A 22,024-nucleotide genomic window follows, 5' to 3' on the forward strand; every position below is an offset into this window, starting at 1 on the left:
CGGTTGTGGGCATGATTTCTGCGGGTCCGGAGCGCTCCGGACCCGCAGAATCCATACCCACAACGGACGAAGGCACGACGACGCCCCGCCGCTCTCCAGGAGCGACGGGGCGTCGTCGTGTGCGGGCAGGAGCCGGTCTCAGTCGACCAGCGAGCGCAGCACGTACTGCAGGATGCCGCCGTTGCGGTAGTAGTCCGCCTCACCCGGGGTGTCGATGCGGACCACGGCGTCGAACTCGACGGTGCTGCCGTCGTCCTTGGTCGCCGTGACCTTCAGCGTCTCCGGGGTCTCGCCGTCGTTGAGAGCGGTGATGCCGGCGATGTCGAACGTCTCGGTGCCGTCCAGACCGAGGGAGTCGACGGACTCCCCGGCCGGGAACTGCAGCGGGAGCACGCCCATACCGATGAGGTTCGAGCGGTGGATGCGCTCGAACGACTCGGTGATGACCGCCTTGACGCCGAGCAGCGCGGTCCCCTTCGCCGCCCAGTCGCGCGAGGAGCCGGAGCCGTACTCCTTGCCGCCGAGCACCACCAGCGGGGTGCCCTGCTCGGCGTAGTCCTGCGCGGCGTCGTAGATGGTGTCCTGCTCGCCGGTGACGAAGTTGTGGGTGAAACCACCCTCGACGCCGTCCAGCAACAGGTTCTTCAGACGGATGTTGGCGAACGTGCCACGGATCATGACCTCGTGGTTCCCGCGGCGCGAGCCGTAGGAGTTGAAGTCACGACGCGCGATCCCGTGGTCGGCCAGGTACCTGCCCGCCGGGCTGTCCGGCTTGATCGCACCGGCCGGCGAGATGTGGTCGGTGGTGACCGAGTCGCCGAGCTTGGCGAGCACCCGGGCGCCGGTGATGTCCTCGACCGGCGCCGGCTCGGCGCCCATGCCCTCGAAGTAGGGGGGACGACGCACGTAGGTGGACTCGGTGTCCCAGGAGAACGTGGAGCCCTCGGGGGTCTCCAGCGCGCGCCAGCGGTCGTCACCGGTGAAGACGTCGGCGTAGTCCTTCTCGAACATCTTGCGGTCGATCGAGGACTCGATCGTGGCCTGGACCTCCTCCGGCGTGGGCCAGATGTCCTTGAGGAAGATCGGCTTGCCGTCCTCGTCGCGGCCCAGCGGGTCGGCGTCGAAGTCGAACTCCATGGTGCCGGCCAGGGCGTAGGCGATGACCAGCGGCGGCGAGGCCAGGTAGTTCATCTTCACGTCCGGGTTGATCCGGCCCTCGAAGTTGCGGTTGCCGGACAGCACCGAGACGACGGCGAGGTCGTTCTCCTGGACCGCCTCGGAGACCTTCTCGTCCAGCGGGCCGGAGTTGCCGATGCACGTCGTGCAGCCGTAGCCCACCAGGTGGAAGCCGAGCTTCTCCAGGTACGGCCACAGGCCGGCCTTCTCGTAGTAGTTCGTCACGACCTGCGACCCGGGGGCCATCGAGGTCTTCACCCAGGGCTTGGAGACCAGGCCCTTGTCGACGGCGTTCTTGGCCAGCAGCGCCGCGGCGAGCATGACCGACGGGTTCGAGGTGTTGGTGCAGGAGGTGATCGAGGCGATCGCCACCGCGCCGTGGAACAGCTCGAACTCGCGCCCCTGGGTGTCGGTGACGGGCACGGTGCGGCGCACCTGGTCGTGGGTCGACGGCGAGTCGGAGGCCGGGAAGGACTCGATCTCGGCCTCGTCCACGGAGTCGACGACGTCGGAGGCGTAGTTCGGCAGGTCGCGGGCGAACGCGGCCTTGGCGTGCGTCAGCTCGATGCGGTCCTGCGGGCGCTTCGGGCCGGCGATGGACGGCACGACCGTGGACAGGTCGAGCTCCATGTACTCCGAGAACGTCGGCTCGACGTAGTCGGACGACGACGGGTCGAGCCAGAGGCCCTGCTCCTTGGCGTAGGCCTCGACGAGGGCGAGCTGCTCCTCGCTGCGGCCGGTCAGGCGCAGGTAGTCGATGGTGACGTCGTCGATCGGGAAGATCGCGGCGGTCGAGCCGAACTCCGGCGACATGTTGCCGATGGTGGCGCGGTTGGCCAGCGGCACCTGGCCGACGCCGGAACCGTAGAACTCGACGAACTTCCCGACGGCGCCGTGCTGGCGCAGCATCTGGGTGATCGTCAGCACGACGTCGGTGGCGGTGACGCCGGCGGGGATCTCGCCGGTCAGCTTGAAGCCGACGACGCGCGGGATGAGCATCGAGACCGGCTGGCCGAGCATGGCCGCCTCGGCCTCGATGCCGCCGACTCCCCAGCCGAGCACGCCGAGTCCGTTGACCATCGTGGTGTGCGAGTCGGTGCCGACGCAGGTGTCCGGGTAGGCGCGCAGGACGCCGTCGACCTCACGGGTCATGACGGTGCGCGCCAGGTACTCGATGTTGACCTGGTGGACGATGCCGGTGCCCGGGGGGACGACCTTGAAGTCGTCGAACGCCGTCTGGCCCCAGCGCAGGAACTGGTAGCGCTCGTGGTTGCGCTCGTACTCGAACTCGACGTTGCGCTCGAAGGCCTCGGTGGTGCCGGCGACGTCGATCTGCACGGAGTGGTCGATGACCATCTCGGCGGGTGCGAGCGGGTTGATGCGGGTGGGGTCGCCACCGAGCTCCTCGACCGCCTCGCGCATGGTGGCCAGGTCGACCACGCAGGGCACGCCGGTGAAGTCCTGCATGATGACGCGGCCCGGGGTGAACTGGATCTCGGTGCTGGGCTGGGCGTCCGGGTCCCAGTCGGCCAGGGCGCGCACGTGGTCGGCGGTGATGTTCGTGCCGTCCTCGGTGCGCAGCAGGTTCTCGGCGAGGATCTTCAGCGAGTACGGGAGGCGCTCGAGCCCCTCGACCGCGGAGAGCCGGAAGATCTCGTAGGAGTTCCCTCCGACGTCCAGGGTTCCCTTCGATCCGAATGTGTCCACGCTGCTCACTGCGGCTCCTTCTCGGGGGCTTTCCGGCGGACGGGACCCGACCTGCGCTGGTCGCAGCGGTTCCGACGCCGTCTCGTGCGGGGGCTGTCCCAGCGTACGCAGAGGTCGCCGGGCTGTGCCCAGCATAGCCCATATATCTTGACGTCAAGATACTTAGGCGTGCCTCACCCGGAACGCGTGGCACGCGCGCGGCGTTGACCCTGACGTCCGACGGAAGGAGCCCCGTGCCCGCCGCCCTGCCCCCGCTGCCGGCCCAGGCCGACCGCCTCGTCGCGCTGGGCCTCGTGCCCGACGACGGCACCCCGGCCGCCCCGGACCGTCTCGACGCCGCCGGCCTCCGCTCGGCCGCCCGGCGCCTGGCCCGCGCGGCACCGCCCGGCGCGCTGCTCGTGGTGCACCCGCGCCACCTCTCGCCGTCGGCACTGGCCCCGCACCTGCGACGCACGGTGCGCACCCGCACGGGCGTCGTCGAGCGCGAGGGGTTCGTGGTCGAGGACATGACCGACGTCGACGCGTTCGGTCCGGTCGACGGCCTCGAGGTCCCGGACGCCGACGTCTACCTCGTGAACGGACCGGACCGCGGCGACGACATGGCGAACGCCTCCCCGCAGGAGGCGGCGGCCCGGATCGCCGAGCGCGACCGCTCCCCGCTCACGCTCGCCGAAGGAGCCCAGTGGGTGCTGCAGGACCCGGAGGTTCTCGAGCCCGGGCGCTGCTTCATGACGATCGGCTCGCGACGACGCCGACCCCACGGCACGTACGACGCCCGCACCCCGGCGCTGTGGATCTCCGGCGGCACCGGACGGGACGGAAGCACTCGCCGCGGCGCGACCAAGATCGGCTGGTGCTGGTGGCGCAACCGGCACACCTGGCTCGGCGTCGCCTCGACGGATGACAGGCTGGACCCATGACGACCCCCACCGCCGTCGTCGAACGGCCGATCGTGACCTTCCTGCCCAGCCCGTTCCTCGGCCCCGCCGTCTGGGAGCCGGTGGCCCGGCGGCTGCGCTCGCACGGCTGGCGGACGCTCGTCGCCGACACCCGGGGCACCTCGCCCGAGCAGGTGCTCGACCGGTGCGAGGCGTCGTTGCCCGACGACGACCTCCTGGTGCTGGTGCCCCACTCGAACGCCGGTCTGTACGTCCCCGCGATCGCCGCGGCGGGCCCGCTGGCCGGCACGGTCTTCGTCGACGCCGCGCTGCCGCCCGCCTCCGGCGAGGCTCCCCTGGTGCCGCCGGACCTGCGGGAGCAGCTGCGCGACCTCGCGGACGCCGACGGGCTCCTGCCCCCGTGGCCGTCCTGGTGGCCGCGCGAGGAGGTCCGCCGGCTCCTGCCCGACGACGCCACCCTCGACCGGCTGGAGGCGGAGGCGCCGCGGATGCCGCTCAGCTACACCGAGTCCGCCGTGCAGGTCCCCGCCGGCTGGGAGCGGGGTCGTCTCGCCTACCTCTCCTTCGGCGACACCTACGCCCGCGAGGCGCAGCGCGCCCGCGAGGCCGGCTGGCCCACCGACTCGCTGCCCGGCGGCCACCTGCACCTGCTCGCCGACCCCGACGCCGTCGCCGCGTCCCTGGCGGGACTGCTCGCGCGGATCTGACGGGCGCCGGTGCGCGGCGCCGTCCCGGGTCAGCCGACGAGCTCGAGCTCGACCTCCAGGGCGTCCGGGTCCACGCCGTCGGGCAGGGCCACGATGCTGGTGCGGTAGACCATGTCCATCGTGCAGGCCGGCCCGCCGTCGACCTCGAGGCGGACCGTGACCCGGTTCCCGTCGGCCGTGACCGACGTCGGTCGCCAGGGGCACGACGAGCTCCCGCCCGCGTAGACGGCGAGCCGGCCGTCCTCGCCGAGCACCCAGCCGGGTTCGCCGTCCACGGGCTCGTCCTGCGCCACGCCCGCGGGCACGCCCTCGTACGTCTGCAGGACGGGGTCGTCGGACGGCTGGCGCGCCAGGACCGCCACGAGCAGGCCGACCAGGACGACGGCGGCCACGACGGCCAGCCGCAGCGGCAGCCAGCGCCGCACTCCCCGCCGCTCCGGCCGCCCCATCAGCGCTCCAGGACCGCGACGGCCTCGACGTGGTGCGTCATGGGGAACAGGTCGAAGGCGCGCAGACCCGCCAGCCCGTAGCCGTGCTCGGCCAGGTAGCCGACGTCACGCGCCAGCGCGGCGGGGTCGCAGGCGACGTAGACCACCCGGGTCGGACGGCGGTCCGCGATCGCCTGCACCACGGCACGTCCCGCGCCGGCCCGCGGCGGGTCGAGCACCACGACGTCGGCCTCGCCGGCGCCGTCGCCGGCCGCGTCCCCGCCGAGCAGCACCGTGTCGACGGCACCGAGGTGCAGCTCGACCTGCGGGGTGTCGTGGGCGTTGCGGCGCGCGTCCTTGACGGCCCGGGGGTCGGACTCGACGGCCACGACCCGGCCACCGGGGCCCACGGCCGCGGCCAGCGGCAGCGTGAACAGCCCGGCACCGGCGTACAGGTCGAGGACCCGCGCGCCGTCCAGGTCGCCGGCGGCCTCCAGCACGGCGTTCGCGAGCACGCCCGGCGCCTCGCGGTGCACCTGCCAGAACCCGTCGGCGGTGACGCGGTAGCGGTGCTCCTGGCCGCCCACGGTCACCTCCTCGGTCACGGCGCGGCGCGCGTTGGCACGGGTGTCGGGCCGGCCGCGGCGCCAGGGCACGCCGTCGACGAGCAGGACCGGCGCCGACCCGGACGCGGGCGCCACGAGCTCCAGCCGCTGCCCGGCGCGCCAGCGACCGCCCCAGACCCCCTCGGCGTCGGCGAGCGCCGCCACCTCGGGCGTCGCCAGCGGCATGCCGTCCAGCGGCACCACCCGGTGGGACCGGAACGCGCGCATGCCGGCGCGGCCGTCCCCGTCGGTGACGAGCTCGACGCGGGTGCGGTAGCCGAGCCCGCCGCGGACGTCGTCGCCCGGTGCCGCCTCGACGGTGACCGGCCGCTCCAGACCCGCGAGGCGCTGCAGCTGCTCGGCGAGGACGTCGGCCTTCCAGCGGCGCTGGGCGGGCAGCGCGACGTGGGACAGCTCGCCGCCGCCCGCTCCCCCGGGTCCGGCGGCCGGCCACGCCGGGTCGACGCGGTCGGGCGAGGGGTCGAGCACCTCGACGGCGTCCGCCCGCCAGAAGCGCTTCCCGCCCTCGGTGACCCGGGCGCGGACGCGCTCCCCGGGCAGGGTGTGGCGCACGAACACCACCCGGCCCTCGTGACGGGCGACGCAGTGCCCGCCGTGCGCGACGGGACCGATCTCGAGCTCGAGCTCGAGACCGACGTCGGGGTCGGCGGGACGGGGGCGCGGGGCGGAACGGCGAGGTCGGGGCACGTCCCCTATTCTCACCCGCTCTGCTCGGACTCGAGTCCCGTCTGCCCCTCCGACGAGGACAGCTGGTACGGCACCGAGGCCACCACGACGCCCGGGGTGAACAGCAGCCGACCCTTGAGCCTCAGGGCGGACTGGTTGTGCAGCAGCTGCTCCCACCAGTGCCCGACGACGTACTCGGGGATGTAGACGACCACGAGGTCGCGCGGGGACTCGCGGCGGACCGAGCGCACGTACTGCAGCACCGGCCGGGTGATCTCCCGGTAGGGCGAGTCGAGGACCCGCAGCGGCACCGGGAGGTGCAGCGCCTCCCAGCGTTCCCGCAGGTCGGCCATCTCCGCGGGGTCGACCCCCACGGTGACGGCCTCCAGCACGGACGGCCGGGAGGCGCGCGCGTACGCCAGGGCCCGCATGGTCGGCTTGTGCACGCGCGAGACGAGCACGACGGCGTGCACCCGGCTGGGCAGGGCGCGGGCACCGGAGATGTCGTCCAGCGCCAGCTCGTCGCGCACCCGCGAGTAGTGCTGGTGGATGCCCCGCATGAGGACGAACAGCAGACCCATCGCGACCAGCGTGATCCAGGCGCCGTGGGTGAACTTCGTCACCAGCACGATGACGAGGACCGCCGCGGTCAGCACGAAACCGACACCGTTGACCGTGCGCGACCACTTCATGCGGGTCCGCTCGCGCGGGCTGGGCTCCTTGCGCAGGGCCCGGGTCCAGTGCCGCAGCATCCCGAGCTGGGACAGCGTGAACGAGACGAACACACCCACGATGTAGAGCTGGATGAGCGCCGTGACCTCGGCGTCGAAGGCGAGGATCAGCACCCCGGCCGCGATCGCCAGGGTGACGATGCCGTTGGAGAACGCCATGCGGTCGCCGCGCGTGTGGAGCTGGCGGGGCAGGTAGCCGTCCTTGGCCAGGATCGACCCGAGGACCGGGAACCCGGAGAAGGCCGTGTTCGCCGCCAGCAGCAGCACCAGGGCGGTGACACCGACGACGACCATGGCCACGATCCCCGCGCCGCCGAAGATCGTCTCGGCGAGCTGGGCCAGCACGGGGTGCTGCTCGTAGCCCTCCCCCACCGGCTCGCCCCCGCGGGTGAGCTGGGTGGTCGGGTCCTCGACGAACTTCACGCCGGTGGCCTGCGCCAGGAACAGGATGGTCATGAGCATCACGGCCGAGATGCCGCCGAGCAGCGCCAGGGTGGCGGCCGCGTTGCGCCGCTTGGGGCGCTGGAACGCCGGGACACCGCTGGTGATCGACTCCACCCCGGTCAGCGCGACCGCGCCGGAGGCGAAGGCCCGCGCCACGAGGAAGGCGCCGGCGATGCCGACCAGTCCCTGCTCGAACCCGGCGCCGGGCACGAGGTCGAACCCGGCGCTCTCCGCCTGCGGCAACCCGCCGGTGAGGTGGCGGACGGCACCCACGACGGCCAGGATCCCGACCGCTGCCATGAAGCAGTAGATGACGACGACGAACACCCAGGAGGACTCCCGGACCCCGCGCAGGTTGACGACCGTCAGCGCCGCGAGCAGGCCGACGGCCACCCACGCCTCGACGTCGCGCGCGGCCGGGGCGAGCACGGTGAGGTACTGCGCCGCGGCGGACAGCGACACCGCCACCGTCAGGACGTAGTCGAGCAGCAGGGCCGAGGCGACGCCGATGCCCGCCGTCGGCCCGAGGTTGGTGGTCGCGACCTCGTAGTCGCCGCCGCCGGAGGGGTAGGCCCGCACGATCTGGCGGTAGGAGGCGACGACCACCAGCAGCACGACGACGACCACCAGCCCGACCCACGGCGAGACCGCGGTGGCGGCCAGGCCCGCCAGGGCGAGCATCAGCAGGATCTCGTCCGGCGCGTACGCCATCGACGACAGCGCGTCCGAGGCGAACACGGGCAGCGCGACCCGCTTGGGCAGCAGAGCCTGCTTCGTGCTCTCGCTGCGCAAGGGGCGTCCTAGGAGCAACCGCTTGGCGGCGTCCGCGATGTCCGACACGATGACACATGCTATGCCCAGCACCGCCCGCTGGCCGGGTCGGCAGCCGTCCTGACCTGGGTATAGCGTCTGGCGTGTGCACTTCGTGATCATGGGCTGCGGCCGCGTGGGTTCCACGCTCGCGCAGACGATCGAGTCGAACGGCCACTCGGTGGCGGTCATCGACCAGAACCCGGACGCGTTCCGCCGCCTCCCCGCGGACTTCTCCGGGCACAAGGTCACGGGCGTCGGCTTCGACCGCGAGACCCTGACCCAGGCCGGCATCGAGGACACGTACGGGTTCGCGGCGGTGTCCGACGGCGACAACTCGAACGTGCTGGCGGCCCGGGTCGCCCGGGAGACCTACGGCGTCGAGCACGTCGTGGCCCGCATCTACGACCCGCACCGCGCGGAGATCTACCAGCGGCTCGGCATCCCCACCGTGGCCACCGTGCGCTGGACCGCGGACCAGGTCCTGCGCCGGATGCTCCCCCTGGGGGCCACGGACGAGTACCGCGACCCCTCGGGCGCGGTACGCCTGGCGCAGGTCGACCACCACCCGGGCTGGCTCGGGCTCTCCGTCCGCCGGATCGAGGCCACCACCGGGGCGCGGGTCGCGTTCATCACGCGCTACGCCGAGGCCCGCATCGTCGGGCCGGACACCCTGCTGCAGGAGAACGACGTCCTGCACGTGCTCATGCACGCCGACGACGCGGCGCGGGTCGAACGGCTGCTCACCCATGCCCCGGGCCCGGAGGAGGAGGACTGATGCGCGTCGTCATCGCCGGGGCCGGGTCGGTCGGCCGGTCCATCGCCTCCGAGCTGCTGGCCAACGACCACGAGGTCGTCCTGGTCGACAAGAACCCGTCCGCCATGCGCGTGGCGCAGGTGCCGGACGCCGACTGGCTGCTGGCCGACGCCTGCGAGACGGACTCCCTGACCGGTGCCGACGTCTCCTCGGCGGACGTCGTCGTCGGCGCGACCGGCGACGACAAGGTCAACCTCGTCTTCTCCCTGCTGGCCAAGACCGAGTTCGCCGTGCCGCGCACCGTGGCCCGGGTGAACAACCCGCGCAACGAGTGGATGTTCGACGACTCGTGGGGCGTGGACGTCGCCGTGTCGACGCCCCGGATCATGACGGCGATGGTCGAGGAGGCCGTCTCCGTCGGCGACCTGGTGCGGATCTTCACCTTCCACCAGTCGGGTGCCGACATCTTCGAGGTCACCCTGCCCGAGGAGTCGCCGCTGGTCGGGCTGCGGGTGCACGACGTCCGCTGGCCCGCGGACACGGTGCTCGCCTGCGTGGTGCGCGGGACCCAGCCGTTCAACCCCACCGACGACGACGCCCTGGAGGCCGGCGACGAGCTGATGTTCGTCACCGGGCAGGAGGCCGACCCGTCGGTGCTGCAGCAGCTCGTCGTCGACGGTCCCGAGCTCGGCTGAGCCGGAGGTGCAGCGCAGGGTGGAGCCCGACGGGCTCGGTCAGGCGCGCTCGGGGGTCCCGGCCTCGGCGGCGTCCCGGTGCGCGCCGCGCACCACGACCCAGGTCAGCCACAGCACCAGGCCCCACAGCGGCAGACCGAGCGCCAGGTGCATCGTGCCCAGCCAGCCGACGTCGCCGTCGAGGTAGAGCGGCACCTTCACCGCGAGCCGGACGGCGAACAGCCCGACCCAGAACCAGCTGGCGATCGTGTACCGCCGCACGAGGTCCGCGTCCGCGCGCCAGGCGACCAGCGGGGCCCACGGGCTGGACTGCTCGGCCTCGTCGTCACGCGACTCGGCGGCCGGGCGCTGCGCGGACGCCTGCTCGGCGAACCCGGAACGGATCGCCTCGACGAACAGACCGACCAGCGGCCAGCGCACGAGGATGGACACGACGAACGCCACCAGGTAGGCGGCGTTCGTCCACAGGCCCCAGACGTAGAAGTCCTCGGCCTCGCCCGAGGTCCAGGCCCAGATGACGCCGACGGCGATGCCGAGCACGCCGCCGACCGCCTGCGTGACCGGGGTGCGCTGCACGAGACGCGCCCCGACGGTGACCAGCGCCGCGACGCCCGAACCGACCAGGGCCCAGGTCAGGTCCAGGGTCAGGACGTACACCACGACGAACACCAGCCCGGGCAGCACCGCCTCGACGACACCGCGCACGCCGCCGATCGCCTCACCGAGGGAGAACGAGTCCCCGGTCACGGCGCGCACGCCGCGGCGCGCGAGGGAGTCCGCGGGACCGGTCTCGTGCTCGGGCGGCCGCTCGCCGCCCTGCCGCCCGCTCACTCGCCCGCCCGTGCGCGCAGCTCGTAGCGCGGGTTGAACATGGCGCGCCGCCCGTCGCGGGTCGTCACCATGCCTTCCACGCGCAGCCGCCGGCCCGGCTGGATGCCGGCGATCTGACGGCGGCCGAGCCAGACGAGGTCGAGGGTGCCGGAGCCGTCGTAGAGCTCGGCCTCGACGGTGGGGACGTCCTGGCGCGGGTGCAGGACCACGGAGCGCAGGACGCCGGCGACCGAGTACCGGTGCCGCGGGGCCACCTCGCCCAGGGCCGTGCACCCGGCGACCATGGCCGCGGCGCTGCGCTCCTCGTCCGCGGCGACGGTGTCGGTGGAGGCCAGGGCGGACCTGACCATGCTGCGCAACGACATGTCAGCGCGTCTCGGTGATCTCGGGGCCGCGCTGCAGCGGGTCGAAGCTCGGCTCCTGGGGGGTCGCCCCGGCCGGGCCGTCGGACTCCGCGCCCGCGGCACGCTTCTGCTCGGGCAGGGTGAGGGTCAGCAGGTCGCGCGGGGGGCGCGGGCTGCCGTCACGGACGACGACGACGTTCGCGAACACCGACTCCAGCGGCTTGGCGGCGTCGGCGTCGACGGCGGCCCGCCCGGACAGCACGCCGCGCAGGAACCACCGCGGCCCGTCGACACCGATGAACCGGGCCGGGCGGACGCCCGTCTTGCCCTCGGAGGTCTGGGCCGGGATGCGCGCGATGAGCTCGCGGCCGAAGGTGCCCGGCACGTCGTCGACGGTGCCGCCCTGCTTGGTCAGCGAGGCGGCGATCTCCTCGCGCACCTCGTCCCAGATCCCCATCGTCTTGGGTGCGGCGAACGCCTGGACCTGCAGGATGGATCCCTTCAGGGACGCGGCCACCCCGGTGACCTTCTGCGACTTCTTGTCGACCTCCATGCGCAGCTGCAGCCCGGGCAGGACGGGCAGCCAGATGGCGCCGAGGTCGACCCGCGCACCCAGGGACGAGACCTGCGAGGAGTCGAAGGGGCCGCGACCGGTCGGCCGGGCGCTCTCCTCGCCCTGGTCGGACCCGGTCGCCGCCGGGGCGTCGTCCGGGGTCGGGGAGGTCGAGGTCGCGTCCGCCGCGGCGGACTCCGTGTCCTTCGTCGACGCCTTGCGCCGGAACAGACCCACCAGGGAGCTCCTTGTCTCGTCGGTCGCCACGGCGCTGCGCCGTGCCTCGTGCCCAGGGTAGACCGCTGGCGAGAGCGGTCGGGAACAGTGCAGGTCAGCCCTGCGCGAACCCCCCGCTCGACCCGAACCCGCCGGTGTCGCGCTGCGACCCCGGGAGGCGGTCGGCCACGAGGAACCGGGCGTGCTCGACCCGCTGCACCACGAGCTGGGCGACCCGGTCGCCGCGGCGCAGCCGGACGGTCTCCGTGGCGTCGGTGTTGGCCAGGACGACCTTGATCTCCCCGCGGTAGCCGGCGTCGACCGTCCCGGGGGCGTTGACCACGGTGACGCCGTGCTTGGCCGCGAGCCCGGAGCGCGGGTGGACGAACGCGGCGTAGCCCTCCGGCAGCGCGATCGCCAGCCCGGTCGGCACGACGGCGCGCGCGCCGGGCGCGAGGTCGACGTCGACGGTCGTGACCAGGTCGGCACCCGCGTCACCGGGGTGGGCGTAGGTCGGGGCGACCGCGGCGTCGTCCAGCAGCGTCACGAGCACGTCGAGCGTGCTCGGGTCGGTCAGCGGCGGGCTGGCGTCATGGGGCACGCGCGCAGCCTATCGGACCGCGCAGACCTGCGATGATGAGGCCATGAACGACGCGCCCAGCCGCTCGGGGAACCCGGCGGAGCCCGCTCCTGCCCCGCTGTTCCGGGAACGTCTCCTGCCCGGCCCCGGCGCCTGGGTCGCCTCGATCGGCCTCGGCGTCATCGTGGCCGTCACCCTGCTGCCGCTCGCGCCCCTCGTCGCCCCCGGGGCCGGGGTGCTCGTCGCCGGTGTCGTCGTGGTGACGCTCGTCGCGACCGCCCCCGTCGTCGAGGTGGCGGACGGCGAGCTGCGGGCCGGCCCCGCCCGTGTGCCGGTGGAGCTGCTCGGCGGGGTGACGCCGATCTTCAGCGCCGAGGAGATGCGCACCGCGCTCGGGCCGGAGCTCGACGCCCGCGCCTACGTCTGCCTGCGCAGCTGGGCGCGCACCGGCCTGAAGGTGGTGCTGCGCGACCCGCTGGACCCGACCCCCTACTGGCTGGTCTCCACGCGGCGCCCGGACGAGCTCGCCGACGCCCTGGTGCAGTCGGGTGCGGGCGCCTGAGCCGGTCCGCCGGCTCCCCCGACATGACGAAGGCCGTCATGTCGAGGACATGACGGCCTGGGTCTCGGGTGTCGGGTCACGCCCGTCCACGCGGTGTGCGGGGTGTCAGGCCGCGCACTCCGTGCAGATCATCTGGCCCTTCTTCTCGTAGGCCAGCTGGCTGCGGTGATGGACGAGGAAGCAGCTCGAGCACGTGAACTCGTCCGCCTGGCGAGGCAGCACGCGCACCGCGAGCTCTTCACCGGACAGGTCGGCGCCCGGAAGCTCGAAGCCTTCCGCAGCCTCCGTCTCGTCCTCGTCGACGACACCCGAGGACTTGTCGGAGCGACGGGTCTGGAGCTCCTGGATCGAGTCCTGCTCCGCGTCGTCCTCGTTCTTGCGGGGTGCGTCGTAGTCGGTTGCCATCTGTGCTGTCACGCTCCGTGGAGTGGGTGTCGGTACGCGCTGATAATGCTTGCCGATCAGGTTTTGTTCCCGTTCGGCCCACGGATTGTGCACCATCCGAGCCGGGCTCGCGACAAATTGCGGTGTCGCGCCGGTCACATGCCCCCTGACCTGCGCGAACAGTACGGTTCACCCTGCGCGAACGCAAGGTGCTTCAGGCACCTGCTTCCTCGAGCAGCGCGACCAGCTCCGCCTGCCGGTCGGGCGACCCGGCGACCGTCATGCGCCGCGTCGCCGGCGCGCCGTCCAGACCGCTGAGCGCCGCACCCGCCTCGAGGGCGACGAGACCGCCCGCGGCCATGTCCCACGGGTTCAGTCCCCGCTCGTAGTAGAGGTCGAGGCGCCCGTCGGCGAGCAGGCAGAGGTCGATGGCCGCCGACCCGAGGCGCCGGATGTCCCGCACCCGCGGCAGCACGTGCCTCAGCACGCGGGCCTGCTCGGCACGCCGCTCGGCCTCGTACCCGAACCCGGTGCCCACCAGGCTGGTGGCGAGCGAGTCCGCCCGGCGCACCTGCACGGGGAGGCCGTCGCGGTCGGCGCCCTGCTCCCGCGCAGCGGTCCAGGTCACGCCGTCGACCACGGAGTGCACGGCACCGGCGAGCGGTGTCCACCGGGCCGGGTCGGGGTCACCGGCCACGACCGCCACCGACACCGCGTAGGAGGCGACGCCGTAGAGGTAGTTGACCGTGCCGTCGATCGGGTCGATCACCCAGGTCAGCCCGCTCGTCCCGGTGACGTCGTCCCCCTCCTCGCCGAGGATCGCGTCGTCCGGCCGGCGCGCGGCGAGGCGCCGCCGCAGCAGGTCCTCCACGGCACGGTCCATCGCCGTGACGGGGTCGACGGCGCTGGACTTCGTCGCGGCCACCTCGACCTCGTCGGGCCGACTGCCCCGGACGAGCGCGCCCGCCTCCATCGCGAGGGAGCGGGCGAGGGTGCGCAGGTCGCTGGTCTCGGACGCGGACGGGAGGGAGGGTGTGGTGGTCACCCCTCCATCCTGCCCGATCCGCGGCACACCGACGGAACCTGCCCCCCGGACGACGGCGACGGTGGCACGCTCGACGGAGCAGGCCCGTCACGCGGGCGGGCGGTGAAGGAGGAACCATGGCAGAGCTCGAGCTCGTGACGCTGCACGAGGACGCCGAGCGCCTGGTCCTGCGCGGTCCGGACGGCGCGGAGCACACGCTCGCGATCTCCGAGGCGCTGCGCGCCGCCGTCCGGCGCGACCGCCCGCGGACCGAGGCGCTCCAGGCCCAGTCGCAGACCCCGCTGCGTCCCCGCGAGCTGCAGGCACGCCTGCGGGCCGGTGCCACGGTCGAGGAGCTCGCCGCGGAGTCGGGGCTGCCGTCGGAGCACGTGCGCCGCTACGAGTGGCCCGTGGCCGCCGAGCGCGACCACGTCATCGGCCAGGTGCGCGACCACCGGACCGACCCCGAGGGTGACGCCACCCTGGGCGAGCTCGCCGACGCCCGGCTCGCCGCCCGCGACGTCGACGCGGCCGAGGCGGTCTGGAGCGCCCGGCGCACGGGGACGGCCCCCTGGCACGTCGAGGTGCGCTTCGTGGCCGGGGGTCGCGACCGGTGCGCCGCGTGGACGTTCGACCCGCGCAGCCGGGCGGTGACGGCCGTGGACGACGAGGCCCGGTGGCTGGGCCAGCCCGACGACCCCGTCTCCCCCGAGATCCTCGGCGTCCCGACCGAGCCGCGGCGGCGTCCCACGCCTCCGCCCGATCCCGCCTCGGAGGCGACGGAGCTGCTGCTCGACGACCTGGCGGGCCGACGGGGACAGCGGCCCCACCGCACCCGGCCGGCTCCGCGCCCGGGTGACCAGGAGCTGCCGCTCGGCCTCGACGGCGGACCGCCCGCCAGGACCGACGACGGCGCGAGCATCGTCGACCTCGGCGCACGCCGGGACGCGCACCGCTCCTCGCGCGCCGAGGACACCTCCTCGGCGCCGGACGCCTCCGAGGACCCGGAGCGGTCCGGACGACCGGACCCGGGCGCTGACACCGAGGAGCCCGCACGACCCTCGCCCGACGCCGGGGCCGAGGACGCGTCGCACGACCGCGGCACGGACCACGAGGACGGTGACCACGGTGCCGAGCACGCCCCGGTGCCCGTTCCCGCGCCGGTGTCGGCGCCGGTCCCGGCGCCCGTCCCCCGGCCCGCCGCGCCGGCACCGGCAACCACGGACCGTTCGTCGTCGGCGGACGACGCCGGGTCACCGACACAGGACACCAGGTCGTCGGACGACGCCGGGTCTCCGGCGGACGACACCGTGGCGGCGACGGGGACCGGCACGGACGACCCGTCGCCACGCCCCCGACGCGGTGCCCGCAAGGGCCGCGCGCCGATGCCGAGCTGGGACGAGATCGTGTTCGGTGGTGCGCGGCCCTCGTCCTGAGGTCAGGGCACGTCGAGCAGCCCGTCCGCCGGGGCGAGCCGCCGCGCGACCCCGGCCGTCATGCGCCGCATGTGGTGGCGCCGGCAGAGCACCTCGTAGGCGACCTCGTCGGCCGAGCTGACGTCACCGACGACGACCTGGTCGCCCTCGACGACCATCACTCCCCCGACCGTGCGGGCGTTGTGGGTCGCCCGCGCCCCGCACCAGCAGAGCGTCTGGACCTGGAGGGCCTCCAGCCGGTCCGCGAGCTCGACCAGGCGGGTCGACCCCGGGAAGAGCCGGGAGCGGAAGTCGGCGGTGATCCCGAAGCAGAACACGTCGATCTCGGTCTCGTCGACGAGTCGCGCGAGCTGTTCCACCTGCTCCGGCGAGTAGAACTGCGCCTCGTCGCACACGAGGTAGTCCACCAGGTGCCCGCGCTGGCGCTCGGCGGAGATCTCCTCCCAGAAGTCGGTGTCGTCGTCGACCTCGCGGGCCTGGACCTCGAGCCCGAGCCGGGAGGAGATCCGTGCCGTGCCGGCGCGGTCGTTGCGGGTGAAGATCAGCCCGTGGCGACCCCGCGCGCGGTGGTTGTAGTCGGTCTGCAGGGCCAGCGTCGACTTGCCGCTGTCCATGGTCCCGGAGAAGAAGACGAGCTCGGCCATGGGGACGATCTTGTCAGACGTCGCGCCGCGGGCCCCGTCGCCGACCCAGCAGGCCGCGAGCACCCCGGGACCGACGCACCGCGTGGGGCAGCAGCACCAGCAGCGGCACCGCCGAGAGGCCGAGCGCGCCGCTGACACCGACCCCCTGGGCGACGAACCCGACCCCGAGAGATCCAGCGCCCGTGCCGCCGTCGTACGCGATGTTCCAGGCGGCGCTCGCCGTACCGGTGCCGGCCGGGCCCGCCTCCCGGAACATCAGCACGAGCGTGTCGTTCTGCAGCGCTCCGAACCCCAGCCCGTACAGCAGCCCGCCGGCGCTCGCCAGCACCAGGGCGGACATCCCCTCCAGCAGCCCGGCCGCGCCCGCGATCGCGAGCGTGCCGACCGCACAGGCGCCGACCCCGAAGGGCAGCAGGCCGCCCACGCCCTCGGAGTCGGCCCGCACCCCGGCCCACCACCGGCCCGCCGTCATCGTGACGCTGACGGCGAGCAGCACCAGCGAGGCCGTCGCGGCGGGGAAGGCCAGCGGGACGAAGGACGTCGTCCCGCCGAACGCGCAGGCGGCCACCAGCAGGAGCACCCCGGAGCCGGCCAGCGTCCGGTAGCGCACCGGGCCGCCGACCACCTCGGCGGGGTCCTCCTCGAGGGGGCCGACGGCGGACGGGTCGCCCCGGCGGTCCCGCTCGCGCACGCCCGCCATGACCACTGCGCCGAGCACACCGGCGCCGCCGGCGGTGACGAACACGACGGCGAAGCCGAGGTGCTCGGCCGCCCACACCCCGACGGGGAGCAGCAGGGCCTGCGGGGCGCCGATCGCGACGCCGTAGGCGCCCAGCCCGCGCCCGCGCCGCTCGGGCGGCACCAGCTCGGCGACGAGCGCGCTGCCCGCCACGACCAGCAGCCCGAACCCGACGCCTCGCACCGCGGAGACGAGCAGGACCCACCCCACGGCCGAGGAGACCAGGTAGGCGAAGGTCGGCGCCCCGAGCAGCAGCGCGCCCAGCATCGAGGCCCGGCGCAACGACAGCACCCGCAGGAGGCGCGGCATGGCGAGCTGGGTGGCGACGGTCGCTCCCATGAGCACACCGGTGGTCGCCCCGACGCCTCCCGACCCGGCGCCGCCGTCGGCGGTCCACAGGGGCACGACCGAGAGCAGCGGGGCGAATCCCGCGAAGGCGAACGCGGTCGCCCAGAGCAGGAGCGGGAAGTCCCGGCCCGACCTCACCCGCCGGCGGCGATCAGCGGGACGGTCATCTCGGTCTCGGTGAGGGAGCCGTGCACGCCGGGCATGTGCCGGGCCGCGGACGGGTGCAACCGGGAGTCGACGACGGTCGCCCGCCCGCGTGCGGCGGCCAGGACGTCCCCGACCACGGGCCGCACGTGGTCGGCGACGGGTCCGAACCACCCCGCCGCGATCGCGGCCTCGCCGGTGACGACGACCGCGTCCTCGCCGAGCTCGTCGGCCCACCGGTCGGCGACCGCGGCGGCGTCGGCGCCGGGTGCGGTGTACACGTGCGTCATGCGGGGTTCGCCGCCGAGCAGGACCACGTCGGCGGCGAGCGCGGGCCGGGTGGCGACGTCGTGCTGCGCGGACAGGTCGGAGGTCACCTGGCCGTGGTCGGCCGTGATCAGCACGAGGGTGCCGCGCGGGGCGGACCGTACGAGCCGACGAAGCTCGGCGTCGGCGTCCTCCAGGGCGTCACCCCACTGCCACGAGTCGGGACCGTGCTGGTGCCCGACCTTGTCGACGTCGCCGTGGTACAGGTACACCAGCCCGTCGTCGCGCAGGGCCGTCAGGGTCGCGTCGACGCGGTCGGCGAACCGTTCGGCCACCACGTACCGCGGTCCGCGCAGGGCGGCGCGGGTCATCCCCGAGTCGGAGAACTTGCGCGGTCCCGGCGCCACGACGCTCACCGCGGCACCGGCCTGCTCCAGGACGGTCGGCTCACGCTGCAGCGCGGCGGGGTCGACCGCCAGCGGGGCCGAGGTCTTGGTGCCGGGCCGGTAGGGGTCGGACTGCTCGGTCCACGACACCATCGTGGCCAGCCCGCCGGTGTCCGGGTTGCGCTGGGTGTAGCCCAGCAGCCCGGTCATGCCCGGGGACGTGCCCGTGCCGAGCGTGGCCAGGGCGGACGCCGTCGTCGACGGGAAGCAGGTGGTCAGCGACCGCGCCTGCGGCAGCAGGCCGCGCAGGAACGGTGCGTGACCGCCGCGTTCGGCGAGGTTGTGCAGGCCGAGGCCGTCGACGAGCACCACGACCACGCGACGGACGTCGGGCAGGCCGAGCGCGGCAGCCGCGTCGAGGGAGTGCAGACCGGTGGCGGTGGTGAGGTCCAGGCCCAGCGCGCCGGCCGCAGCGGGCAGCACGGCGGCCAGCGAGCCGGTGCCGTAGGACGGCGTGACCAGACCGGCGGGCAGGGCGTCGAGGTGTGCCGTCATCGTGACGAGCGCCCGCTGACGCCGGTGGCGGCGGACAGCTCGCGCGCGAAGTGCACCGCCCGGCGCACCGCGTCGGCGCCCTCGGCGGCCGAGCTGACGCGCACCACGACGTCGTCCGGGGTGAGCTGGCCGGTCAGGCCGTGGTCCGCCTCGCAGCTCGGGTCGCCGCACTGGGCAGGCTCGAGGTCGATGCGGGCGACGGCCCCCCAGCCGATGGCGAGGTTCAGCTCGGCGGCCGCGTCGCCGGGACGGTGGTCCGCGGGCTCGGCGACGATGTGGGTCAGGGCCACGGACCGGATCTCCGGCAGCGGGACCGCCTCGGTGGTGGCGGCGGCCGAGGACGGGTTCGCGGCGTCGCCCTCGTGGTCGTCCACGTGCGCGGCGACGAGCCGGGTGGGCGTCAGCGCGAGCACGGTGAGGTGGCGCCGCACCTGGCTGTCGAACGTCGTCTCGGCCTGGACGAGGTGCGCCAGGACCGGCTCGTCCGCGAGCGCGACGTCGAGGACGTCGGTCACCAGGTCGGGGTAGTACCCGGCGCGGTAGACGTGGGCACCGAGCTCGTCACGAAGGTTCTTGCGTGTGGTCGCAGAAGGCACGGTCGCATTGTCCCACTGTTCGCCCGCCCGCGAGCCCCGCGACCGGCGCCTCAGCCCGGCAGCGCGCGGCGCAGCCCGTCCGCGCGCCGGCCGGCCGGACGCAGGCGCACCGCGGCGTGCAGCACCGCGGCCCCCTGCTCGGCGACGACGACGGGGTACATCTCCAGCGAGGCGAGCTCGGGCAGGTCGTCGGCCATGACGGACACGCGGGCGAGCACGTCCTCGAGCGCGTCGACGTCGGCGGGCGGGGCGCCGCCGTAGCCGTACAGCCGCGGCGCGGCGCGCACGGTGCTGACCATCGCGGAGATGTCGACGTCGGTCAGCGGCGGGATGCCGTGGGCGACGTCGTCGAGCAGGTCGACGGCGTCCCCGGCGAGGCCGAACGAGACCATGGGGCCGAACAGCGGGTCCTCGGCGGAGCGCACCACGCAGGCCACGCCGGGCGGCGCCATCGCCTGCACCTCGAACACCGGGGACTCGTCGCCCACCAGGGCCGAGGCGACCGACCGGAGCCGCTCGACGTCGTCGCGCAGCTCGGTGGCGTCGGTGATGTCGAGACGCACTCCCCCGAGGTCGCTGCGGTGTCGCAGCGCCGGGGAGGTGCTCTTCAGCGCGACCGGCCAGCCGAGCTCCTCGGCGGCTGCCACCGCCTCGTCGGCGTCCCGGGCCGGGCGCGCCTCCCACAGCCGGATGCCGTAGCAGGCCAGCAGCTCGGCGGCCTCGTGGCCGTCCAGCTCGCGCCCCTCGGTGTCCGCGAGCCACGACTCGACGAGCTGCCGGGCCCGGCGGGAGTCGACGCCGTCGGGGGCGACCTCGTGGCCGCGCGTCACCGTGCGCTGCTCGGCGTGGTCGACCACCTTGCCGAGCGCGACCACGGCGTCCTCGGGGGTCGAGAACGCCGGGATCCGGACCAGCGTGCCGTCCGGCGCGACGGCGGCGAGCTCGTCGGGCATGCCGTGCAGCCCGAGCATGGAGGCGACGGTCGTGCGCCCCGTCCGCGCCGCCGCCTGCGCCACGGCCCGGGCGATCGCCCCGGTCCGGGGCTGCACGACGGGCACGTCGACGGCGACGACGACGTCGCAGGACTCGGGGGCGTACAGCGCCTCGACGGTGCGGGCGATGTCCTCCTCGTGGGCGTGCGGCGGCAGGTAGTCGCTGGAGGTCGCGACCTCCAGGCCCGCGGACGCCGCGGCCTCGGCGACCAGGGCCGCGAGCGCCGCCGAGGACGCGAGGATGCCCACCCGCCGGCCCACGGGCAGCGGCTGGTGGGCCAGCACCTGGGCGACGTCCATGAGCTGGTGGGTGTTCTCGGCCTGGATGACGCCGGACTGGCGCAGCAGCTCGTCGAGCAGCCGCCGTGGGGCCCGGGTGGCGCGGACGGCGTGCCCGGGCGGGACGACGTGCCCGGACCGCCCGGCGGTCGAGACCACGACCGGTTTGACGGCGGACAGCCGCCGCGCGATGCGGGAGAACTTGCGCGGGTTGCCGATGGACTCCAGGTAGAGGCACACCACCTGGGTGGCGTCGTCGTCCTGCCAGTACTGCATGAGGTCGTTGCCGGAGACGTCGGCGCGGTGGCCGGCCGAGACGAGGGAGGACACCCCGAGCCCACGGCGCTCCAGCGTCGCGGTGAGGGTGACGGCCGCGGCGGCGGACTGGCAGAACAGCCCGACGACGCCGGCGGGCGGCGGGCGTTCGGCGAGGCTCGCGCGCAGCGCCGACCCCGGCGTGGTCGTCAGCAGCCCGTAGGACACCGGCCCCACGAGCCGCATCCCGGCGGCGTGCGCGGTCCGCACCAGCTCACGACGCCGTTCGAGTCCGTCGGGGCCGGTCTCGGCGTACCCGCCGGAGAGCACGACGACGCCGCGCGCTCCCCTGCCGGCGAGCCGGCGCACGGCGGCGAGCGCGTCCTCGGGCGGGACGGCCAGCACCGCGAGGTCGATCCGGTCGACGTCGTCCCAGCCGGCGGGCCGGAGCACGTTGCCGGCCACGGCACCGGGCGGGTCGAGCACGAGGAGCTCGGTGTCCCCGGGGTCGAACGAGTAGGCGTCCAGCACCCGGCGGGCGAGCAGCGCCTCAGGGGTGCCGTCGTCGTCCCCGGGGCCGACGAGCAGCACCCGGCGGGCCGAGAGCAGACCGGCCATGGAGCGCGCCTCGGTGCGGTGCTCGCGGTCGGCCATCACCGCCCGGGACCTCTCGGTGGGGTCGAGGTCGATGCCGACCGTGACGAAGCCGTCGTCGAGGTGCTGGCTGATCTCGTAGCCGGCGTCGCGGAACACCCCGAGCATCGAGCCGTTCTGCGGCAGCACCTCGGCGGTGAAGCGCCGCACGCCGCGTTCGCGGGCGGCGCCGGCCACGTGCTCGAGCAGCACGGAGGCCAGCCCCTTGCCCTGGAGGGAGTCGGCGATGTTGAAGGCGACCTCCGCCTCGCCGTCGGCGATGACGTCGAAGCGCGCGACCCCGAGGATGTCCTCGCGGGCGTTGCCCTCCTCGTCCTGGCCCGGCCGGACCGCGACCAGGGCCACGCGGTCGCGGTGGTCGACGTCGACGAGGCGCCGCAGCTCGCGGTCGGTGAGCCGCGGCATGGGTGCGAAGAACCGCATGTACGTGGACCGCTCGGACTGCCCGGTGTGGAACCGCTGCAGCGCGTCCGCGTCCTCGGGGCAGATCGGACGCAGGTGCATCGTGGTGCCGTCACGCAGCACCACGTCGGCCTCCCACTCGACGGGGTAGGCGGTCCTCGGAGCGTCCATCCCCTGCAGGTTATCC

21 protein-coding genes are annotated in these 22,024 nt (G+C 74.3%); 6 read left to right on the plus strand and 15 right to left on the minus strand.

Annotation, left to right across the window (positions count from 1 at the left end; all coding sequences use genetic code 11):
- Nucleotides 1–138: 138 nt before the first annotated feature.
- Nucleotides 139–2,892 carry an aconitate hydratase AcnA gene (gene acnA, locus Q6349_RS11230; RefSeq protein WP_304604146.1) on the minus strand — a complete coding sequence of 918 codons (2,754 nt, stop codon included), beginning with the start codon at nt 2,890–2,892 and terminating at the stop codon, nt 139–141.
- A 224-nt stretch (nt 2,893–3,116) separates the two neighbouring features.
- Here acnA and Q6349_RS11235 point away from each other — a divergent pair, with 224 nt between their 5' ends.
- Nucleotides 3,117–3,803: a DUF5701 family protein gene (locus tag Q6349_RS11235; RefSeq protein WP_304604147.1), complete on the plus strand. Its 687-nt coding sequence runs from the start codon at nt 3,117–3,119 to the stop codon at nt 3,801–3,803.
- Nucleotides 3,800–4,489: a hypothetical protein gene (locus Q6349_RS11240; RefSeq protein ID WP_304604148.1), complete on the plus strand. Its 690-nt coding sequence runs from the start codon at nt 3,800–3,802 to the stop codon at nt 4,487–4,489. Before Q6349_RS11235 ends, Q6349_RS11240 begins: the two co-directional genes overlap by 4 nt.
- 29 nt (nt 4,490–4,518) lie before the next feature.
- Here the strand turns inward: Q6349_RS11240 and Q6349_RS11245 are convergent, their stop codons facing one another.
- Genes Q6349_RS11245 through Q6349_RS11255 form a run of 3 tightly spaced genes read right to left on the minus strand, consistent with a single transcriptional unit; the run spans nt 4,519 to nt 8,224 of the window.
- A complete protein-coding gene (locus Q6349_RS11245) occupies nt 4,519–4,938 on the minus strand; it encodes a hypothetical protein (protein ID WP_304604149.1) in 420 nt (139 codons plus the stop codon).
- On the minus strand, nt 4,938–6,230 hold the full coding sequence (locus Q6349_RS11250; protein ID WP_304604150.1) for a class I SAM-dependent RNA methyltransferase: 1,293 nt from the start codon (nt 6,228–6,230) through the stop codon (nt 4,938–4,940). The genes Q6349_RS11245 and Q6349_RS11250 overlap by 1 nt, the downstream gene beginning before the upstream one ends.
- An 11-nt stretch (nt 6,231–6,241) precedes the next feature.
- On the minus strand, nt 6,242–8,224 hold the full coding sequence (locus tag Q6349_RS11255) for an APC family permease (protein ID WP_304604151.1): 1,983 nt from the start codon (nt 8,222–8,224) through the stop codon (nt 6,242–6,244).
- Nucleotides 8,225–8,315: 91 nt separating this feature from the next.
- On the opposite strand from Q6349_RS11255, the gene Q6349_RS11260 reads away from it, so the two are divergent.
- Together Q6349_RS11260 and Q6349_RS11265 are read left to right on the plus strand one after the other, a co-directional pair.
- Complete coding sequence (locus tag Q6349_RS11260; protein ID WP_304604461.1) at nt 8,316–8,972, plus strand: TrkA family potassium uptake protein; 657 nt, start codon at nt 8,316–8,318, stop codon at nt 8,970–8,972.
- The gene (locus tag Q6349_RS11265; protein ID WP_304604152.1) at nt 8,972–9,646 is read left to right on the plus strand and encodes a TrkA family potassium uptake protein; all 675 of its coding nucleotides are present in this window, start codon (nt 8,972–8,974) and stop codon (nt 9,644–9,646) included. Before Q6349_RS11260 ends, Q6349_RS11265 begins: the two co-directional genes overlap by 1 nt.
- Before the next feature lie 39 nt (nt 9,647–9,685).
- Here the strand turns inward: Q6349_RS11265 and Q6349_RS11270 are convergent, their stop codons facing one another.
- The 4 genes from Q6349_RS11270 to dut form a co-directional block, all read right to left on the minus strand.
- A complete protein-coding gene (locus Q6349_RS11270; protein ID WP_304604153.1) occupies nt 9,686–10,477 on the minus strand; it encodes a DUF3159 domain-containing protein in 792 nt (263 codons plus the stop codon).
- Entirely contained in the window at nt 10,474–10,842 is a 369-nt protein-coding gene (locus tag Q6349_RS11275; protein WP_304604154.1) for an OB-fold nucleic acid binding domain-containing protein, read from the minus strand. Before Q6349_RS11275 ends, Q6349_RS11270 begins: the two co-directional genes overlap by 4 nt.
- Before the next feature lies 1 nt (nt 10,843).
- Nucleotides 10,844–11,611, minus strand: a complete 768-nt coding sequence (locus Q6349_RS11280) for a DUF3710 domain-containing protein (RefSeq protein WP_304604155.1) — start codon at nt 11,609–11,611, stop codon at nt 10,844–10,846.
- A gap of 94 nt (nt 11,612–11,705) precedes the next feature.
- A complete protein-coding gene (gene dut, locus Q6349_RS11285) occupies nt 11,706–12,191 on the minus strand; it encodes a dUTP diphosphatase (protein ID WP_304604156.1) in 486 nt (161 codons plus the stop codon).
- A 43-nt stretch (nt 12,192–12,234) separates the two neighbouring features.
- Here dut and Q6349_RS11290 point away from each other — a divergent pair, with 43 nt between their 5' ends.
- On the plus strand, nt 12,235–12,732 hold the full coding sequence (locus Q6349_RS11290; RefSeq protein ID WP_304604157.1) for a DUF3093 domain-containing protein: 498 nt from the start codon (nt 12,235–12,237) through the stop codon (nt 12,730–12,732).
- Between the two features lie 105 nt (nt 12,733–12,837).
- Here Q6349_RS11290 and Q6349_RS11295 read toward each other — a convergent pair whose 3' ends face one another.
- On the minus strand, nt 12,838–13,137 hold the full coding sequence (locus Q6349_RS11295; RefSeq protein WP_171248133.1) for a DUF4193 domain-containing protein: 300 nt from the start codon (nt 13,135–13,137) through the stop codon (nt 12,838–12,840).
- A gap of 193 nt (nt 13,138–13,330) precedes the next feature.
- A complete protein-coding gene (locus Q6349_RS11300) occupies nt 13,331–14,161 on the minus strand; it encodes an inositol monophosphatase family protein (protein ID WP_304604158.1) in 831 nt (276 codons plus the stop codon).
- A 116-nt stretch (nt 14,162–14,277) separates the two neighbouring features.
- Here Q6349_RS11300 and sepH point away from each other — a divergent pair, with 116 nt between their 5' ends.
- Nucleotides 14,278–15,576, plus strand: a complete 1,299-nt coding sequence (sepH, locus tag Q6349_RS11305; protein WP_304604159.1) for a septation protein SepH — start codon at nt 14,278–14,280, stop codon at nt 15,574–15,576.
- 2 nt (nt 15,577–15,578) lie between these two features.
- Here the strand turns inward: sepH and Q6349_RS11310 are convergent, their stop codons facing one another.
- From Q6349_RS11310 to Q6349_RS11330, 5 genes are read right to left on the minus strand one after another with little or no spacing between them, the layout of a single operon-like run.
- Entirely contained in the window at nt 15,579–16,220 is a 642-nt protein-coding gene (locus tag Q6349_RS11310; protein WP_304604160.1) for a thymidine kinase, read from the minus strand.
- 13 nt (nt 16,221–16,233) lie between these two features.
- Nucleotides 16,234–17,445: an MFS transporter gene (locus Q6349_RS11315; RefSeq protein ID WP_304604161.1), complete on the minus strand. Its 1,212-nt coding sequence runs from the start codon at nt 17,443–17,445 to the stop codon at nt 16,234–16,236.
- Complete coding sequence (locus Q6349_RS11320) at nt 17,442–18,659, minus strand: alkaline phosphatase family protein (protein WP_304604162.1); 1,218 nt, start codon at nt 18,657–18,659, stop codon at nt 17,442–17,444. The genes Q6349_RS11315 and Q6349_RS11320 overlap by 4 nt, the downstream gene beginning before the upstream one ends.
- Nucleotides 18,656–19,255, minus strand: a complete 600-nt coding sequence (locus Q6349_RS11325) for a DUF5998 family protein (protein WP_304604163.1) — start codon at nt 19,253–19,255, stop codon at nt 18,656–18,658. Before Q6349_RS11325 ends, Q6349_RS11320 begins: the two co-directional genes overlap by 4 nt.
- Nucleotides 19,256–19,305: 50 nt before the next feature.
- On the minus strand, nt 19,306–22,008 hold the full coding sequence (locus tag Q6349_RS11330; RefSeq protein ID WP_304604164.1) for a GNAT family N-acetyltransferase: 2,703 nt from the start codon (nt 22,006–22,008) through the stop codon (nt 19,306–19,308).
- Nucleotides 22,009–22,024 lie beyond the last annotated feature (16 nt).

Origin of the sequence: Isoptericola sp. 178, from assembly GCF_030586525.1 — a bacterium.
Lineage (GTDB): Bacteria > Actinomycetota > Actinomycetes > Actinomycetales > Cellulomonadaceae > Isoptericola > Isoptericola sediminis.

Coding starts and splice junctions, on each gene's coding strand:
- Q6349_RS11240 (WP_304604148.1), top strand. CDS start 3,800: ATGACGACCCCCACCGCCGTCGTCGAACGGCCGATCGTGACCTTCCTG.
- Q6349_RS11245 (WP_304604149.1), bottom strand. CDS start 4,938: ATGGGGCGGCCGGAGCGGCGGGGAGTGCGGCGCTGGCTGCCGCTGCGG.
- Q6349_RS11260 (WP_304604461.1), top strand. CDS start 8,316: ATGGGCTGCGGCCGCGTGGGTTCCACGCTCGCGCAGACGATCGAGTCG.
- Q6349_RS11265 (WP_304604152.1), top strand. CDS start 8,972: ATGCGCGTCGTCATCGCCGGGGCCGGGTCGGTCGGCCGGTCCATCGCC.
- Q6349_RS11275 (WP_304604154.1), bottom strand. CDS start 10,842: ATGTCGTTGCGCAGCATGGTCAGGTCCGCCCTGGCCTCCACCGACACC.
- Q6349_RS11290 (WP_304604157.1), top strand. CDS start 12,235: ATGAACGACGCGCCCAGCCGCTCGGGGAACCCGGCGGAGCCCGCTCCT.
- Q6349_RS11295 (WP_171248133.1), bottom strand. CDS start 13,137: ATGGCAACCGACTACGACGCACCCCGCAAGAACGAGGACGACGCGGAG.
- sepH (WP_304604159.1), top strand. CDS start 14,278: ATGGCAGAGCTCGAGCTCGTGACGCTGCACGAGGACGCCGAGCGCCTG.
- Q6349_RS11310 (WP_304604160.1), bottom strand. CDS start 16,220: ATGGCCGAGCTCGTCTTCTTCTCCGGGACCATGGACAGCGGCAAGTCG.
- Q6349_RS11320 (WP_304604162.1), bottom strand. CDS start 18,659: ATGACGGCACACCTCGACGCCCTGCCCGCCGGTCTGGTCACGCCGTCC.
- Q6349_RS11330 (WP_304604164.1), bottom strand. CDS start 22,008: ATGGACGCTCCGAGGACCGCCTACCCCGTCGAGTGGGAGGCCGACGTG.